The sequence below is a fragment of the Parafannyhessea umbonata genome, from assembly GCF_900105025.1.
GTDB classification, from domain to species: domain Bacteria; phylum Actinomycetota; class Coriobacteriia; order Coriobacteriales; family Atopobiaceae; genus Parafannyhessea; species Parafannyhessea umbonata.
This window is the reverse complement of the sequence record NZ_LT629759.1, coordinates 1039775-1056998: the sequence shown is the minus strand read 5'-3', so window position 1 is coordinate 1056998 and position 17224 is coordinate 1039775. Positions and strand designations below refer to the sequence as shown.

Genomic DNA, 17224 nt, shown 5'->3' with positions numbered 1-17224 from the left:
GCGGAGGCTTTTTTGCTGTTAACGCTATAAATTGCATAATTTATGTATGTAATATGATGTTAACGAATTTTCAGCTTTTTCATATGCATCCCTAAGATCTAGGGAAGGGTTCTAATATGGCAAACGACAATACTAAGGTCGACAATCCCAACGGCGTAAGCTTCTTTGGCCTCGTTGGCATGGTCGTCTCCTCCTGCATCGGCTCCGGCGTCTTCGCCTTGACGGGTCAGCTCGCCAATGTTGCTTCCCCCGGCGCCGCGCTCATTGCGTGGCTCGTGTGCGGCCTTGGCTTCCTGTTCCTTGCCCTCGCGCTTGCATACGTCGGCTCCAAGCGTCCTGAGCTCGACGGCGTCTGCGCATACGCTGAGGAGGGCTTCGGCCCGTTCCACGGCTTCATCAGCGGCTGGGGATACTGGCTGTCCGCATGGCTCGGCAACGTCGGCTTCGCTACGATGATCGCCCAGGTCCTCGGCTCCAAGTACTGCCTCGGTGGCATGTTGCCCGGCGTCTTCTCCAACCCTGAGACCGGCAACCCCGCCGTCGTGGGCGTCGTGGTCGTATCCGTGCTCCTCTGGGCAATCACCTTCCTGGTCATCAACGGCGTTGAGTCCGCCGCGTTCCTCAACGCGGTCGTCATGGTCGTCAAGTGCGCCGCCATCCTCCTCTTCATCCTCTTTGCCGTCGTGAGCTTCAACGCCGGCATCTTCACCGCCGACTTCTGGGGCACCGCTCAGCGCAACGCCGTCATCATGGCGGCAAACAAGACGGGCCTCGGCTCCGTCGCGCACCAGGTGACGCAGTGCATCCTCGTCATGATGTGGGTCTTCATCGGCATCGAGGGCGCTTCCGTCATGAGCAACCGCGCCAAGAAGAAGTCCGAGGTCGGCTCCGCGACCATCCTCGGCCTCGTCGTCCTTCTCGTCCTCTACATCGGCGCTTCCGTGATTCCCTACGGCGTGCTTCCCTACAAGGAGCTCGTCGCCGCACCCAAGCCCGCTACCATCACCGTGTTCGAGCACATGCTGCCGGGCTTCGGTGGCGCCTTCATCAGCTGGGCCATCATCATCTCCGTCGCCGGTTCCTGGCTGTCCTTCACCATGCTTCCCGCCGAGGTCTCCTCGATGATGGCAGACCACCACGAGCTTCCCGCGAAGTGGGGCGAGCTGAACAAGAAGAACTCTCCGCAGTACTCGCTGCTCATCGTTGGCGCGCTGACCGAGATCTTCATCATCGTCGCGACCTTCGCCGCGGACGCCTATACCTTCGCCATCTCGATGTGCACCGTCACCATCGTCGTGACCTGGGCTTATGCAGCCGCATATCAGGTGAAGCTCGCCAAGGCCAACAACGATACGGGACAGATGGTCATAGGCGTGCTTGCGCTGCTGTTCCAGGTCGTCGGCGTCCTGTTCACGGGCTGGGGCTTCCTGCTGCTTGCCTGCCTGGGCTACATCCCCGGCTTCTTCTTCTACAAGCAGGCTCGTGACGCCGAGGGCAGCGGTATCGTGAAGAACGAGGTCATCCTCGCCGTCGTGATTGCCATCGCCGGCATCATCTCGATTCCCCTCACTGCCGTGGGCATCATCCCCGTCTTCTAGGCGTAGGGCATCAAGCCGGCAAGGGGCGAGGGGCTGTATGGCTTCTCGCCCTTATTTATTAGGAGGAACTCATGAACAATCCCATCAAACTCATCGGCTGCGAGGACTGGCTGAACGTATACGAGAAGAGCGCCAAGTGGGACATCGCGCAGTCGACCTTTGCCTCGTTCACGATGGACGAGCTGATGGCCCTCGACGGCGAGGAGGGCGCCTCGTTCTACGAGAGCCTGAACCGCGAGGTCATGAACTACGGCTGGATCGAGGGCTCCCCGGAGTTCAAGGACGAGGTGGCGAAGCTCTATCGCAAGCCCGTGAGCCCGAGCAGGATCCTCCAGACGAACGGGTGCACCGGCGCGAACCTGAACGCGATGCACGTCCTCATCGAGCCGGGCGACCATGTCGTCGCTGAGTGGCCCACGTACACGCCGCTGTACGAGGTGCCGCGCCAGCTGGGGGCGGTGGTCGACTACTGGGAGCTCGAGGAAGGTCTCGGCTGGAAGCCTGACGTCGAGAAGCTGAAGCGTCTCGTCAAGCCCAACACGAAGCTCATCTGCATCAACAACGCCTCCAATCCCGTGGGCTGCGTACTCGACAAGGACACGCTGGAGCAGATCGCGGACATCGCGAGGTCCGTAGGCGCGTACGTCCTGTCGGACGAGGTGTACATGCCCATGGATGACACGGAGAACTACTGGTCCATGGCAGACGTGTACGAGAAGGCCATCGTCACGAACTCCGTGAGCAAGACGTACTCCACCCCCGGCGCCCGCATCGGCTGGGTCGTCGCGGACGAGGAGGTCGCCCAGCGCGTGCGCGTCTACAGGGACTACTCCATGATCTGCGCCGGCGTGTTCAACGACATCCTCGCCACGTACGTCCTGAAGAACCGCCAGACCATCCTCGAGCGCAACCGGAGGATCTGCCACACGAACCACGACATCGTGGCGGAGTGGGTCAAGGACCAGCCGCGTGCGAAGTGGAACGACCCGAAAGGCGTCTCGGTCTCTTACCTGCAGCTCGACATCCCCGAGTCGGACGAGGAGTTCTGCAAGAGGATTCTGAGCGAGAGGGGAGTGCTGCTCGTCCCCGGCACGAGGTTCGAGCTGCCAAACGGTGCCAGGCTCGGCTACTGCTGCCACGAGGACGTTCTGAGGAAGGGCCTTGCCCTTTTCGGCGAGGCACTCGCGGAGTACGACAAGTAGCAAACTGCTGGCTCTAACAATAATATTTCTGAAGCGGATATGCATAATACATATCCGCTTCTTCTTTATGAATGCAGCGGGGTGAGAGGAATATCTCATTGACCCAAAATGACGTCATGACCTTGAGCTGGCATTTATCGTGCGTGTAAAACACATGCATCGGCAGACGGTCTGATTTCGGTGGTATGCGTATTGAAATCTTTCATTAATGCCCGTGTAACAGTTCACCGACTATTGGATAACGCTCACGAGCCACATGGACGAGATTTGGGGAAAGCGTGTAGGATGTATAGCGGAATTAAGCGTTTTGTGTACCGATGGTGTTACACAAGCGCTGTAAAGTTCAAGGGCGCCTCGCGCCGAAAGGAGTTGCGGTCATGTCTGATACGACAGCGCAGCCGAAGAAGAAGAGGAAGATGCTCACGTCTTTCTCGATCATCTTCATTCTGTTGGCCCTCGTGGCAATCATCTCGATTCTCCTGAACGGGACCTCGTTCCACTATGAGGACATTCAGGGAACCGTCACCGGCGCCACGCTCGGCAGCTTCACCATGGCGTCCGTCAACGGCTTCAAGGACGCCGTCGACGTCTGCCTCTTCGTCATGGTCCTCGGTGGCTTCCTCGGCATCGTGAACAAGACCGACGCCCTTGCGACCGGCATCGACGTCCTCGTCGCGAAGATGAACGGCAACGAGCTGAAGCTCATCCCCATCCTCATGGCGATCTTTGCCTTCGGCGGCACCACCTACGGCATGTGCGAGGAGACCGTCGGCTTCTACGCCCTGCTCTCCGCCACCATGATCGCAGCAGGGTATGACTCCCTCAGCGGCGCCATGATCGTCCTGCTCGGCGCTGGCGTCGGCTGCCTCGGCTCCACGGTGAACCCCTTCGCCACCGGCATCGCGAGCTCCGCGCTCACCGACATGGGCATCAAGGTCAACCAGGCGGTCGTCATCGGCCTTGGCCTCGTCCTGCTCGTTGTCTCCTATGCCATCGCAGTCTTCTTTGTCCTTCAGTACGCCAAGCGCGTCAAGGCCGATCCCTCCAAGTCCCTCATGAGCCAGGACGAGATCGACGCCTCCCTCGCCTCCTACGCCAACGACTCCGACTCCAGCCAGAAGAAGAGCCTCACCGGCAAGCAGAAGGGCGTCCTCTGGGTGTTCGCGGCCGCCTTCATCATCATGGTCATCTCCTTCGTGCCTTGGGAGGACCTCGGCGTGAACGCGTTCGTGGCAGGCTCCTCCTCGCACGACGAGACCACCACGGTCACGGCCGCGGACATCGAGCAGCAGTACTCCGATGACAGCCTCGGCACGCTGAAGCTCGACAAGAACGTCAAGGGCAAGCTCACCACCACCGTCACCGACAATGCCGGCTGGTCCGCGTTCCTGACGGGCACTCCGCTCGGCCAGTGGTACTTCGCCGAGTCCACCACCTGGTTCCTGCTCCTCGCCATCCTCATCGGAATCATCGGCGGCCTGTCCGAGCACGAGATCGTCGACACGTTCATGGCGGGCGCCGGCGACATGATGTCCGTCGTCATGATCATCGCGGTCTCCCGTGGCGTCTCCGTCCTCATGAAGAGCACGGGCCTCGCGAACCTGGTCCTGGCGAACTCCGCAAACGCCCTCAACGGCACCCCCGCGGTCGTGTTCACCATCGGCTCGTTCCTCCTCCTCTTCCTGCTGTCCTTCCTCATCCCGTCGACCTCTGGCCTGGCCACGCTGTCCATGCCCATCCTCGGGCCCCTGGCTGCGCGCCTTGGCTTCAACCCCGCGATCATGATCATGATCTTCTCTGCCGCGTGTGGCGTCGTGAACCTGATCACCCCGACCTCCGGTGCGATCATGGGCGGCCTGGCACTGTCCCGAATCGAGTACGGTACCTGGGTCAAGTTCGCACTCAAGATCGTCGTCGCGATTTCGGTCGCCTGCATGGTTATCCTCTCCATCGCAATGGTCGCCATCCCGGCGTAGCCTGCGCACAAAGAGTAGAGAAGGGCGTCTCCCTCGGGAGGCGCCCTTTTTTGCGAGCATTCGCGCTCTGTGCCGGATGGTTTTCGGTAAAGACGGGAGCCCTTCTCGCCTGCGCCTCGTGCGCTGGGCGAGAAGGGCTCCCGTCTTTGCTGTTATGCGTGCGTGACTACGGCATCCGTGCGACCGTGGCGCCCTGCGGGCTGCGGCGTATGGCGCTAGTAGACCATGCCCATGGCCTCGCGGACCTCGTCCAAGGTCTGGCGGGCAATCTCGTTTGCCTTGGCGTTGCCGTCGTGGAGGACGTCCTTCACGTAGTCGAGGTCGTCCTCGTAGGCGTGGCGACGCTCGCGGATGGGCGCGAAGTAGTCGTTCACGGCCTGGGTCACGTACTTCTTGAGCTGGCCGGAGCCGCCGTTGCCGATCTCCTCCGCGATCTCCCTCGGGTCGCGGCCGGTGCAGATGCCCGCGGTGGTGAGCAAGGCGGATACGCCGGGACGCGCCTCGGGGTCGAACGTGATGAAGCGCTCGGAGTCGGTCTTGGACTTCTTGATGAGGCGCGCGGTCTCCTCAGCCGTCATCGAGATTGAGATGGCGTTGCCGTAGGACTTGCTCATCTTGCGGCCGTCGAGGCCGGGGATGAGCGGCGTGGAGGTGAGGAGCCCCGTCACGTCCGGGAACACCTTGCCGTAGCGCTCGTTGAAGCGGCGCGCGATCTTGCTGGTGACCTCGATGTGGGGAAGCTGGTCGCGGCCGACGGGGACGACGTTGCCCTTGCAGAACAGGATGTCGCACGCCTGGTGCACCGGGTAGGTGAGCAGAAGGCCCGTGAGCGAGTGGCCGGACGCCTCCATCTCGGCCTTGACGGTTGGGTTGCGCTGGAGCTCCGCCTCTGTCACGAGCGAGAGGAACGGCAGCATGAGCTGGTTTTCCGCCGGGACGGCGGAGTGGGTGAAGATCATGGTCTTGGCGGGGTCGATGCCGCAGGCGAGGTAGTCCATCACCATGTTGTACACGTTGTCGCGGATGTGCTCCGTCGTGTCGCGGTCCGTGATGACCTGGTAGTCCGCGATGATGATGTTGGTGCGGACGCCAAGGTCCTGCAGGCGCACGCGCTCCTTGATGGTGCCGAAGTAGTGGCCCAGGTGCAGGCGCCCGGTGGGCCTGTCGCCCGTGAGCATGGTGTATTTCTCGACCTTGCCGGAGGCGATGTCCGACTCTACCTCCCTGCTGCGCTTCAGGGCGGCCTCGTAGCTTCCCTCGTTGGGCATGGGTTTCTCTCCTTGCGTGGGTTGGTGTCGTTAGCTGGCGAAGAGCCAGCCCCTCTATCCTACGGCAAAACGGGGCGCGTGGGTGGCAGGGAGTTTAGCTCTGTCTTGGCGTCGCGCCACCAGGGGCAGAAGCCGTCCATGAGAGCGTGGAAGCGCGCGTTGTGGCTGGGCTCCAGCAGGTGGCAGAGCTCGTGCGCCACGACGGACTCCACGCTGGACGCCGGGTGGCACGCGAGCTCGAGGTTGAGCGTGATGCGTCCGGTGCGCACGTTGCACGAGCCCCAGCGTGATGTCATGATTCTGAGGCGGACCCCGGTGCAGCGGACGTCCATTTGGCACTCGTAGCGCGCGAACAGGGGAGGGAGGACCTCTTGGAGCGTGGCTCGCCACAGGGCCTGCAGCGCGAGGTCCACGTTGGCCGGACCGGCGTCGTCCCTTGGCACGTGGGCGACGACCGCGTTGGCCGTGTGGATGGCATACGGAGCGGAGCCGGAGGGGAGGTCCTTCTCGACCGAGAGGGAGAGCGTCTTTCCCAGAAGGCGCGTGGTGCCGCCGTCGCGCAGGGATTGTGCGCGCGCAGCCTGGCGGGCGAGCACCTGCGCCCGTGCGGAGCGGACCCAGTCCTCGCGGGACTCGACGAACGCGCGGACCTGAGCGAGCGGGACGCGGGCGGGCGCACTCACGGCGACGGAGCCGTCGCGTCGCACGCGCAGGTTGACGCGGCTGACGCGCTTTCTGGTGACGGTAACGTCTATGTTGCCGAGGCGGATGGTCTGTTGCGCGGTCTTGGGCACGGGCGAGTCTTCCTTGCGGGGCTAAAATGTTGCCGGGTGGGGACGGACGTCCCCGTTGCGGGCCTGTATGGGTTAGACTTTAGACGAATGCGACGTGGAAAGGGAGCCGATGGCCAGTTCTTGTGGTGAGGATGCGAGCAAGTCCGCGCTCCGCGAGAGATACCTGGCCGTGCGAAAGGCGCTGAGCCCCAGGTTCAGGGCGAGGCTGGACGGGAGCATAGCCAGCAACCTGAGGGCGCTTCCGGAGTACCGTCGCGATACGTGGCTTTTGGCGTACGTGCCGTTTGAGGACGAGATTCCAACCCGCAAGATCATCGAGCGCGCATGGGCGGACGGCAAGCGCGTGGCGCTGCCGCGCTGCATTCCGGGGCCGACGTCGCTCAAGTTTGTGGAGGTGTCCAGCCTCGACGGGCTGCGTGCCGGCGCGCGCGGCGTGCTGGAGCCTGTGGCGGACGAGGATGCCGTGGTGCCGGAGGAGGAGCTCGCGGACTCCGTGTGCCTGGTGCCGGGCCTGGTGTTTGACGCGGAGGGCCACCGCATTGGCTACGGCGCCGGCTACTACGACAACTTCCTGGCGGGATACGCCGGCACGAAGGTGGGCCTTGCGCGTGGCATGCAGATAAGCAGCAACCCGCTTCCGCACGACGACCACGACGTGGCCGTGGACGTAATCGTGAGCGACGGCGCCATCTGGCGCTGCCGGCGGGAGGAAGACAGGTAGCGCGCGGCGACAGCGCGCGGCGGGGCGGTCCCGGGTCGAGGGGCTACGGCCGTTAGAGCCGCGACAGGTGGTCTGCCAGGTCGCGGATGGCCTTCGCGTAGCCCTGGATGCCCATGCCCATGACGGTCTCGAAGCACGCCTTGCGCACGTAGGACACCTGGCGGAAGTCCTCGCGCTCGCTCACCTTGGAGATGTGCACCTCGACAGCGGGAATCTGCACCGCCTTGAGCGCGTCCAGGATCGCGACGGACGTGTGGGTGTAGGCGGCAGGGTTGATGACGATGCCGTCGATGGTGCCCATGGCCTCCTGGATGCGGTCCACGATGTCGCCCTCGTGGTTGGACTGGTAGCACTCGCAAGACGCGAAGCCGGCGTCCTTTGCCACCTCGTGGCAGAGCGCCAGCAGCGACGCGTAGTCCTCGTGGCCATAGAGGTCGGGCTCGCGCACGCCCAGCAGGTTGATGTTCGGCCCGTTGATCACAAGCAGGCGCGGGCCGTCGGTGGGTAAGGGGGCCGCGAGCGCGTCGTCCGCGTCCTTCTCGCCTGCGGGGCTGTCCTCTGCGGCGTCGTCGTCAGCCGGGTCGTCCTCGAACGTCTCGTAGAGTTCGTCCGCGTCGTCGTCCGAATCGGCGGCGTCGTCCAGCTCCATGAGGCGCTGCAGGTCAAGGTTGGCGTCCGCGTCCGCATGCGCGAGCGAGGCGCGCGTCTTCAGCGGCGCGTGGGCGAGAAGCGCCTGCGCACGTGGCTGGGGCGCTGCCGAGGCCGCGTCGTCGATGGCGCCCGCGAGCTCCTCGATGCCGGCCTCGCGCGGCTTGGTGTTCGTGATGTGCACGTTCATCCCGTTTGCCGCACGCTTGCCCAGGGGCGGGAGCTCCATGGTGGGCTCCAGGCCGGTGATTGCCTGGAACGCGTTGAACACGTCCTGCACGGAGCGCGGCCCAAACACGACCTCGAGGCCGTTTGAGCCGAAGGTCACCACGCCGAGCACGCCCGTCGTGTTGATGAGCGCGTCGCGGTCCACGAGCGTGGGGTTTGCCACGCGCAGCCTCAGCCGCGTCATGCAGAGGTCGTTCTGCACGACGTTGCCCTTGCCGCCGATGTTCTTGAGTACCGCCCGCGCGGCCGCCTGCGCGTCCATATGCCAGAGTCTCCAAACGTTGCGTCCTGTTTCCAGAACCAAGTATACGGATGCGCGGGCAGGGGGACGTTTTCATTGGGTGTTGGTTGCGCGAGCGTTGCGATGTTTTCCGTAAACGTTCCCGAAAACGTTTCCGAGCATGGTTTGCTCCCGGGAACGTCGACGCGTGGCGCGGCTACCGCGCAAGGAGCCCCAGTGCCGCCGCGATGGCGCGCGCGTCGCCCGCAGCGCTTCCCGTGCACGGCTGCACGAGGTCTGCCCACGCACGGTACAGCGGCATGCGCTCCCTCGCAAGCGCCTGGATCCCGCGCTCCTGCGAAAGCGGCCGGTTCGCCTGCGACAGCTGATTGGCGGGACGGTCCAGCTGCACGATGGTGCCGTTCTGGTGCAGGAGGTCGTAGTTGCGCGGCTGCGTGACGATGCCGCCGCCGCAGGCCACGATGAGGCTGGAGCGGCTGCCGTAGTCCGAGGCGACCTGCGTCTCCTTCGCGCGGAACTCTGCCTCGCCGTGCTCGCGGATGAAATCGGCCGCCGAGGTGCCAAACTCGAGCCTGAACGCATCGTCCAGGTCCACGAACGGACGTCCCAAAAGGTGCGCAAGCGCGCGGCCCGTCGTGGTCTTTCCCACGCCCGGCATGCCTATGAGCACGACGTTTTCGGTCTGCTCGCAGATCTCCTTCTCGATGGAGCCCACGAGCGAGCGGTCGATTCGTACGCCCTGGAACTGCTCGCTCGAGAAGAGCGCCTGCGCCACCAGCATGGCAAGGCCGCTCTGCCACGGCAGGCCCAGCCGCTCCGCCGCAAGGCAGATGCCGGTGCGGCGGGGGTTGTACACCACGTCCAGAACGCCGCGCAGTTCCGTGAGCGCCGCGAGGTCGCGCTCTGGCACCACGGAGGCCGGGCACTTGGGATACATGCCCACCGGCGTCGTGTTCACGACGAGAAGCGCGTGGGGGTGCCGCTCGGGAAGGCCCCCGTAGCCGTCGCTCCCATGGCGCGATATGACGGACACGTGCGCACCGGTGTCCTCGAGCGCAGCCTGCACGGCCTGGCTTGCGCCGCCGTCGCCCAGCACGAGGACGTCCGCGCCTGCGAGCGCGGAGGCGCCTTCAAGCCCCAGGCGGTCGCGGCAGAACGACTCCAGCATCCACCCAAAGCCCAGGACGTCGGTGTTGTCCGCGTACACGCTGCCGTCTGGCCTGCGCACGAGCGTGTTCGCCACGCCGAGGCGCTCCACGCGCTCGGAACGCTCGTCCGCAAGACGTGCCGCGTTGCGCTTGTACGGGATGGTCACGTTGAGCCCGCGCCACGACGCGTCGTTGCGCACGAACGGCGCGACCTCGTCCGGCTCCAGCTCGATCAGGTCGTATGGCGTGGAGCCAAGCCGCGCGTGGATGAGCGGCGACCAGCTGTGGCCGAGCGTGCGCCCCAGCAGGCCAAACCGATCGCCGCCCGCGGTCTTGCCCTCGCCCCGTGCCATGCTAGATCACCTCGCTGTAGCTGCCGAGGTAGCGGAACTCCTCGCACGTGGACTCAAGCGAGCGCACCAGCGTGAAGAACTCCGGGGACGCGGCGGGGCAGTCGATGTCGAAGTAGAACATGAACTCGAAGTCGCGGTCCGGTATGGGACGGCTCTCGAGCTTGATGATGTTGATGTCCAGGTCGTAGAACTTTGCGAGCACCTTGTACAGGGCGCCCGGCTCGTGGTTCACCACCAGCATGAACGTGCTGCGGTTTGCGCCGGGGTAGATCACGAGGTCCTTCGATATGCACGCGAAGCGCGTGTAGTTGTTGCCCTGGTCCTGCACGCCGGACGCGAGCACGTCCAGCCCGTAGATCCTGGCGCACGCCCGCGACGCGAGCGCGGCCACGTCGCGCCGCTCGCTTTCCGCCACCATCTTCGAGGCCATGGCCGTGTTCTCGCACGCGTGCACCGTGACGCCCCTCAGGGACGAGAGGAACTCCCCGCACTGGTTGATCGCCTGCTCGTGACTGTAGATGTGGCGCACGTCCTCCAGGCCGCAGCCGGGCTTTGCCAGTAGGTTGTGATCGATCTTCAGGCGACAGGTGCGCACGATGTGGAAGTTGTGGCGCATCATGAGGTCGAACACCTGGTTGACCGAGCCCGCCGTGCTGTTCTCGATTGGCAGCACGCCAAAGTCGGCGTAGTTCTCCTCCACGGCGCGAAACACCGCGTCGAACGTGTCGAAGTAGCCTATGTTCGCGTGGCGGAAGATACGGTCCGTCGCTATCTGCTGGTACGCGCCCTCGACTCCCTGGCACGCCACGTATGCGTCTCGCGGAAACAGCTCCGGGCTGCGTGCGAGGGCGTCGCGAATCTTCTCCACCGTGTCGCCGCCTGCGCCCAGGCGCTCGCCCTGGCGGTTGCGCGAGGCCTCCATCAGCAGCTCGAACAACACCTCCGTGTAGACCTTCATGTCCTCGGGTACCTGGGCGGCGCGCCGGGCCAGAAGCTCGCGCTCGCGCGACCTGTCGAGCACGGGCAGGTTGTGCGCGCGCTTGTACGTGGCGACGGCGTCGGCGCACGACATGCGGCGCTTGAAGAGCTCCACGATTTCCGTGTCTATCGAGTCGATCTCTTTCCTGATGTCAGAGAGGTCTTCCACTGTTCCTCCGTGGTTCTTCTCGCCCGCGGTGGCATCTGCCTGTGCGGGCCTCGTGTTACGTGACGGGCGGACGCCCGGGGCGCCATGGCCAGGGGGCTGCGCCTGCGGGGCTGCGCCTGGGGGCTACGCCTGGGGCTCTGGCGGGAAGCTCAGGAGCGCGTCCAGCAGCGCAAGCGCGCAGATGGCCTCTGCCACGGGCACGGCGCGCGTCGCGACGCACGGGTCGTGGCGACCGTGCACCTCGAGCGTGGCGTCGGAGCCGCTGGTGAGGTCGACGCTCTCCTGCGGGCGAGAAATGCTGGATGTGGGCTTGAGGGCCATGCGGAAGAGCACGGGGGCGCCGGTCGTTATGCCGCCGAGCGCGCCGCCGGCGTTGTTCGTCACGGGCGTGACGGCGCCGTCCACCATGCGGTACGGGTCGTTGTCCTCGCTGCCGCGCAGGCGCGCCGCCTCGAAGCCGCGACCAAACTCCACGCCCTTCACGGCGGGAACGCCGAACGCGGCGCGTGCGATGAGGTTCTCTATGCCGTCGAACATGGGCGAGCCCACGCCAGCCGGCATGCCCGTGGCCACGCACTCCACGACGCCGCCGACGGAGTCGAGCTCGCGGCGGGCGTCGTCTATGGCGGCGAGCATGGCCTTGCCGGCGGCAGCGTCTATCGTCGGGAACGTGCGGCCGTCCGCGAGCGCGTCGAGCTGCGACTCAAGGCGCGCCCGAGACGCGGGCGCGTTGTCGAGCGCGCACAGCGGCTCGTCGCGCACGTCCGCCACGCTCAGCAGGTGAGCGCCCACGCGAACACCATGCCCCGCCAGAATCTGGAGCGCGATGCCGCCCGCGGCGCACAGGGGCGCCGTCAGCCGGCCAGAGAAGTGGCCGCCACCGGGGACGTCCTGGTTGCCGTGCCACTTTGCCCACGCGGTGTAGTCCGCGTGCCCCGGGCGCGGCACCGCCATGAGGTTGTCGTAGTCGCGCGAGCGGGTGTTGGTGTTCTCGATCACGACGGCGAGCGGCGCGCCGCACGTGGCGCCCTTGGGGTTGAGGCCGCTCACGATGCGCGGCAGGTCCGCCTCCTTGCGCGGCGTCGTCCACGGTCCCTGGCCGGGGGCGCGGCGCGCCATAAAGCGCCCGAGCGCCTCCGTGTCGACCACGTGGCCCGAGGGGAGCCCCTCCACGACGCAGCCGACGGCCTGGGAGTGCGACTGTCCAAACACGGTGACCCTGAGGGCGTTTCCAAAGGTGGATGGCATGGCTTACTCGCTTTCGCGTACGACTCCGCCCAGCGAGCGGAAGTCGTCGAAGAAGGTGGGGTAGGACTTCGCGACGCACTCCGCGCCGCGGATGGTTGTGGGGCCCTGCGCATGAGCGGCGCACACGGCCGCCATCATGGCGATGCGGTGGTCGTTCGCCGCGTCGACGACGCCGCCCGTGAGGCTGCCCGTCCCACGGACGAGAAGGTCGTCGCCCTCGACCGTGGCGTCGCCTCCCATGCACGCGATGGCGGCACGCACGGTCTCGAGCCGGTCGGACTCCTTCAGGCGCAGGCGCGCGGCGTCGGTGATGCGGGTCTTGCCCTGGGCGTACGCGGCCATGGCCGCGATGGGGGGCACCAGGTCCGGGATATCGGCCACGCTCACGGTCCTGCCACGAAGCGCGGCGCGCTCCGTGGTGGCGCCGCCGCCTTCGGTGCGCGTGCGGGCTCCCAGGAGAGACGCTACGGTGACGATGGCGGCATCGCCCTGGGGGCTCCTGACATCGAGCCCCGTCACGCTCACGGGCCCGGCGATGGCGCCGGCCGCGAGCCAGAACGCGGAGTTCGACCAGTCGCCCTCCACGGCGACGGTTCCGGGCGTGCGCACGGCCTGCGGGGCCACCTCGAACAGCTCGAAAGACGCGTCGTCTGCCTGCTCGTGCGTCACGCGGACGTCCACGCCGAACGTGCGGAGGGCGTCTGTCGTGATGGTCACGTACGCGCGAGACTCGAACGGCTCGCTCACGCGCACGCGCACGCCGCCGGGAATGAGCGGCGCGGCCATGAGGAGGCCGGACACGTATTGGGACGAGACGTCTCCCGGGATGTCGAACGTGCCGCCGGCGAGGTCTCCCTCCACGCGAAGCGGCAGGACGCCCTTCTGGGAAAGGCGTGCGCCGTGGGACGCGAGCTCCTCGTAGAGAGGGGAGAGCGGCCGCTTGGCCAGGCGGCCGTGGCCGTCGAGCGCGCACGGGCTTCCCAGCGCCGCCGCCACGGGCAGCATGAAGCGCAGCGTGGAGCCCGACTCGCCGCAGTCGAGCGTCGCTCCCGAGGCGGGAAGCGGCGTGCCGCTCGCGTCGCGCGGGATGGGCCGCACGCGAAAGCCGAGCCTCGTGCGCGCGATGCGTGCGCCGAGCGCCTCGAGGCAGCGCACCGTGGCCTCGATGTCCTTCGAGGTGGTGTTGCAGTCAATGTCGGTCGTGCCGTCCGCGAGGGCTGCGAGGATGAGCAGCCGGTGCGCGACGGACTTGGATGCCACCGCCGGCACCGTGCCCGATAGCGGATGGGGTTCGATCGTGACGTCCATGCTCTTCTCCTTTGGGCCTATGCGGCGTCCGTGCCGCAGCCCAGGTCGACGAGGTGGCGAAACTCCGGCAGCGACACGGTCTTGACCTCGACTTCACCAATGCGCGTGGGCACGACGACGTTCACCGTGCTCCCGTGGCGCTTCTTGTCGTGCGTCGCGAACGAGAAGAGCGTGTCGTGGTCGACCGCGGTGTCCGTCGGGAGCCCATAGGCCGCCACGGCGCGGACGATGTCGTCCGCCACGTCCTGCGCGCACCAGCCCATGCGCGCGGACGCGCGGGCGATGCAGCACATGCCTGCGGCGACGCTCGAGCCGTGACCGAGCGAAAAGTCGCTCGCCGCCTCTATGGCGTGACCTATGGTGTGGCCGAAGTTCAGGATCTGGCGAAGCCCCCGCTCGCGCTCGTCCGCGTCCACGACGTCGCGCTTGATCTCGACGTTGCGGCAGATCACGTCCTGGAGCTCTTGGGGGTCGAAGCCCTCGGCGTTTATGGGGCGCGCCGCCAGGCGGCGGAACAGCGCCTCGTCGCGGATGACGCCGTGCTTGATGACCTCGCCGCACGAGTCCGTGAAAAGCTCCGGCGTGAGCGTGTCAAGGCAGTCCACGTCCGCGATCACGAGCGACGGTTGGAAGAACGCGCCGGCGAGGTTCTTGCCGGCCTCGAGGTCCACGGCCGTCTTTCCGCCCACGGAGGAGTCCACCATGGCAAGAAGAGAGGTGGGCACCTGCACGACCTTGCATCCGCGCAGGTACAGTGCCGCAGCGAGACCGCCCATGTCGCCGGTGACGCCGCCGCCGACCGCGACGACGACGTCGTCGCGCGTGAGCTCCGCCGCGGCGAGTCCCTCGAGCAGGTCCGAGAGGGTCGGGAGGCGCTTGTACTTCTCGCCCGCGGGAAACACCTGGAGCGTCGTTCGGTAGCCGGCGTCCGCAAGCGACTCGGCCACGGCGTTCGCGTACAGCGGCGCCACGTTGTCGTCCGCGATGACGCACGCCGCGGAGCCGCTGCACGCCTGGCGCGTGAGCGCGCCGGTCTCGTCGATCACGCCCTGGCCGATGAGGACGTCGTAGCTGCGCGACGGCGTGCTCACGTGAACGGTCGAGGTGCTCATCTGCGCTCGGCCTCCTTCTTCAGGCGGTCGCCCTCGGCGAGAAGGGCCTCGAGCCCCTGCCCGTCGCGCGCGTCGATCGCGTCCTTGTACTGCTGGAGGTTGTCGATCAGGGTCCCGATCTCGCGCGAGAGGTTGTCCGCGTTGTCGAGGAACAGCTCGCGCCACATGGGGGCGTTCAGGCGTGCGACGCGCGTGAGGTCCTTGTACGAGCCGGCGGAGAAGCCCTTGTGGCTCTGGGCCGCGGGGCTCTTGACGTACGCGTTGGACACGACGTGCGCCAGCTGCGACGTGTACGCGATCTGCTCGTCGTGGAAGGCCGCGGTGGAGAGCGTGAACGATCCGAAGCCGCATGGCTCGAGCAGGTGCTTCAGGCGCTCGAGCACGCTTGCGCGGTCGAAATCGTCCATCTGGGGCGGCACGACCACCATCGGCGCGCCGTGGAACATGTTCGCGCGGGAGTGCGCGAAGCCGGAGTACTGGGTGCCCGCCATGGGGTGGCAGCCCACGAACGTCCAGTCGTGGCCCTCGGCGATGGCGAAGCACTTCTCGCATATGACGCGCTTCACGCCAACGGTGTCGATGACGATGGCTCCGGGCGAGATGAGGTCTGCCATCTTCTGCAGCCAGTCGATGGAGACCTGGGGGTAGCCCGCGAGGATGATGAGCTCGCACGTGGGGATGACGTCGTTCGTGAGCTCGCCGTCGATGGTCTCGATCTCTGCGAGCTCCACGGTGGCGTGGGTGCGGTTCCACGCGTACACCTCGCGGCCGCCCTCGTGCTCCGCCTTGGCGAACGAGCCGCCCATGAGGCCGAGGCCGACGACGCCGACCCTGTCCGCAACGTAGGTCGACTGCGCCATCACGCCTCGACCCCGCCCTCGTCGAGGTCCTGGCAGATCGCCTCGCGGATGACGCGGATGCGACGCATCGCATCGTCGAACTGCGCCGGCGTGAGCGCCTGGGCGCCGTCGGACCATGCCTGGGACGGGTTGTCGTGGACCTCGATCTCGAGGCCGTCCGCGCCGGCGGCCGTCGCGGCGTACGCGGCGGGGCGCACGTAGCGCGTGTAGCCGGTGGAGTGGCTGGGGTCGCCGATGATGGGCAGGTGCGACAGGTGGTGCACCACGGGGATGGCGTTCACGTCGAATGTGTTTCGCGTGCGGGTCTCGAACGTGCGGATGCCGCGCTCGCACAGGATTACGTTGGGGTTGCCCTCGCTCATGATGTACTCCGCACCCATGAGGAGCTCGTCGATGGTCTCGGACATGCCGCGCTTCAGCAGCACGGGGGTGCGGGTCTTTCCGACTTCCCTCAGAAGCGGGAAGTTCTGGGCGTTGCGGGCGCCGATCTGCATGACGTCGATTCCCTTGTCCAGGAAGAGCTGGACGTCACGAGGGTCCATCACCTCCGTGACGACGGGCATGTCGAGCTCCGCGGACGCCTCGAGCAGGATGTCGAGGCCCTTCTCGCCCATGCCCTGGTACGAGTACGGGCTGGTGCGGGGCTTGTACGCGCCGCCGCGCAGCATCGTTGCGCCGGAGCGCTTCACGGCGCGGGCGATGTCGATCAGGCCCTTGCCCTCGACGGAGCACGGGCCGGCGATGACCTGGAAGTTGCCGCCGCCCACGAGCACGCCGTGGCCGCAGTCGACGACGGTGTCCTCGGGGTGGAACTTGCGGTTTGCCTTCTTGAACGGCTCGGAGACGCGGCGTACCTGGTCGATGATGTCCATGGACTCCAGGAGGAACGGGTCGATCTGCGTGGTGTCGCCGATGATGCCGACGATGGTTTCGTTCTCGCCCCTCGAGACGTTCGTCTTGAAGCCGCGGTCCTCGATCCACCTGACGAAGTGGCTCAGCTGCTCTGGCGTGGCCGAGTCCTTAACGATTGCGATCATGTGCATACCTTTCGTGCGCCGGCGCACGCGTGCGGGCGCAGTAGCTTTCCATACGCAACCGATGCTAGCGCATGGTATTCGGTATGTATCACATCGGTATTCAAAGCGTTACGAAAAAAGGACGCCCGAAGGCGTCCCGCGTCACGCTATGGTGACCCCAGTGGGGCTCGAACCCACGACCTTTCGCTCCGGAGGCGAACGCTCTGATCCACTGAGCTATGGGGCCAGGGAGAGATGTTACTACAAGATCGACGGAATGTCTCGCGGGGAGTGCGGGCACGTTTTGAAATCGGGTAGACTGAGGGAGCTGGCTTGACGGCACGCGCGGCGGAAGC

14 protein-coding genes and 1 tRNA gene are annotated in these 17224 nt (G+C 66.0%); 4 read left to right on the top strand and 11 right to left on the bottom strand.

Annotated elements, in window-relative coordinates; genetic code table 11:
* The first annotated feature begins 116 nt into the window (after positions 1–116).
* From BLT96_RS04900 to BLT96_RS04890, 3 genes are all read left to right on the top strand, one after another.
* Positions 117–1598, top strand: a complete 1482-nt coding sequence (locus tag BLT96_RS04900; RefSeq protein ID WP_090862176.1) for an amino acid permease — start codon at positions 117–119, stop codon at positions 1596–1598.
* A gap of 71 nt (positions 1599–1669) precedes the next feature.
* A complete protein-coding gene (locus tag BLT96_RS04895) occupies positions 1670–2800 on the top strand; it encodes an aminotransferase (protein WP_090862174.1) in 1131 nt (376 codons plus the stop codon).
* Positions 2801–3177: 377 nt separating this feature from the next.
* Entirely contained in the window at positions 3178–4776 is a 1599-nt protein-coding gene (locus BLT96_RS04890) for a YfcC family protein (protein ID WP_090846225.1), read from the top strand.
* Positions 4777–4991: 215 nt separating this feature from the next.
* Here BLT96_RS04890 and trpS read toward each other — a convergent pair whose 3' ends face one another.
* Positions 4992–6044 carry a tryptophan--tRNA ligase gene (gene trpS / locus BLT96_RS04885; protein ID WP_090846227.1) on the bottom strand — a complete coding sequence of 351 codons (1053 nt, stop codon included), beginning with the start codon at positions 6042–6044 and terminating at the stop codon, positions 4992–4994.
* Positions 6045–6103: 59 nt separating this feature from the next.
* Positions 6104–6838, bottom strand: a complete 735-nt coding sequence (locus BLT96_RS04880) for a M48 family metallopeptidase (protein WP_090862172.1) — start codon at positions 6836–6838, stop codon at positions 6104–6106.
* Positions 6839–6947: 109 nt separating this feature from the next.
* On the opposite strand from BLT96_RS04880, the gene BLT96_RS04875 reads away from it, so the two are divergent.
* Positions 6948–7559 carry a 5-formyltetrahydrofolate cyclo-ligase gene (locus BLT96_RS04875; RefSeq protein ID WP_090862170.1) on the top strand — a complete coding sequence of 204 codons (612 nt, stop codon included), beginning with the start codon at positions 6948–6950 and terminating at the stop codon, positions 7557–7559.
* A 52-nt stretch (positions 7560–7611) separates the two neighbouring features.
* Here BLT96_RS04875 and BLT96_RS04870 read toward each other — a convergent pair whose 3' ends face one another.
* From BLT96_RS04870 to BLT96_RS04830, 9 genes are all read right to left on the bottom strand, one after another.
* Complete coding sequence (locus BLT96_RS04870; RefSeq protein ID WP_090862168.1) at positions 7612–8697, bottom strand: type II 3-dehydroquinate dehydratase; 1086 nt, start codon at positions 8695–8697, stop codon at positions 7612–7614.
* Between the two features lie 175 nt (positions 8698–8872).
* A complete protein-coding gene (locus BLT96_RS04865; RefSeq protein ID WP_090862166.1) occupies positions 8873–10177 on the bottom strand; it encodes a shikimate kinase in 1305 nt (434 codons plus the stop codon).
* Position 10178: 1 nt separating this feature from the next.
* Positions 10179–11324 carry a bifunctional chorismate mutase/prephenate dehydratase gene (locus tag BLT96_RS04860; RefSeq protein ID WP_090862165.1) on the bottom strand — a complete coding sequence of 382 codons (1146 nt, stop codon included), beginning with the start codon at positions 11322–11324 and terminating at the stop codon, positions 10179–10181.
* Positions 11325–11447: 123 nt separating this feature from the next.
* Positions 11448–12572, bottom strand: a complete 1125-nt coding sequence (aroC, locus tag BLT96_RS04855; protein ID WP_090862163.1) for a chorismate synthase — start codon at positions 12570–12572, stop codon at positions 11448–11450.
* Between the two features lie 3 nt (positions 12573–12575).
* Positions 12576–13880, bottom strand: coding sequence for a 3-phosphoshikimate 1-carboxyvinyltransferase (gene aroA / locus BLT96_RS04850; RefSeq protein WP_090862161.1), 1305 nt, complete (start codon positions 13878–13880; stop codon positions 12576–12578).
* A gap of 17 nt (positions 13881–13897) precedes the next feature.
* Positions 13898–14992 (bottom strand): 3-dehydroquinate synthase, encoded by a 1095-nt coding sequence (aroB, locus tag BLT96_RS04845; RefSeq protein ID WP_090862159.1) that lies wholly within the window; start codon positions 14990–14992, stop codon positions 13898–13900.
* Positions 14989–15852: a prephenate dehydrogenase gene (locus BLT96_RS04840; RefSeq protein WP_090862157.1), complete on the bottom strand. Its 864-nt coding sequence runs from the start codon at positions 15850–15852 to the stop codon at positions 14989–14991. The genes aroB and BLT96_RS04840 overlap by 4 nt, the downstream gene beginning before the upstream one ends.
* On the bottom strand, positions 15852–16889 hold the full coding sequence (aroF, locus tag BLT96_RS04835; protein ID WP_090862155.1) for a 3-deoxy-7-phosphoheptulonate synthase: 1038 nt from the start codon (positions 16887–16889) through the stop codon (positions 15852–15854). Before aroF ends, BLT96_RS04840 begins: the two co-directional genes overlap by 1 nt.
* 149 nt (positions 16890–17038) lie before the next feature.
* A tRNA-Arg gene (locus BLT96_RS04830) sits at positions 17039–17115 on the bottom strand.
* Positions 17116–17224 lie beyond the last annotated feature (109 nt).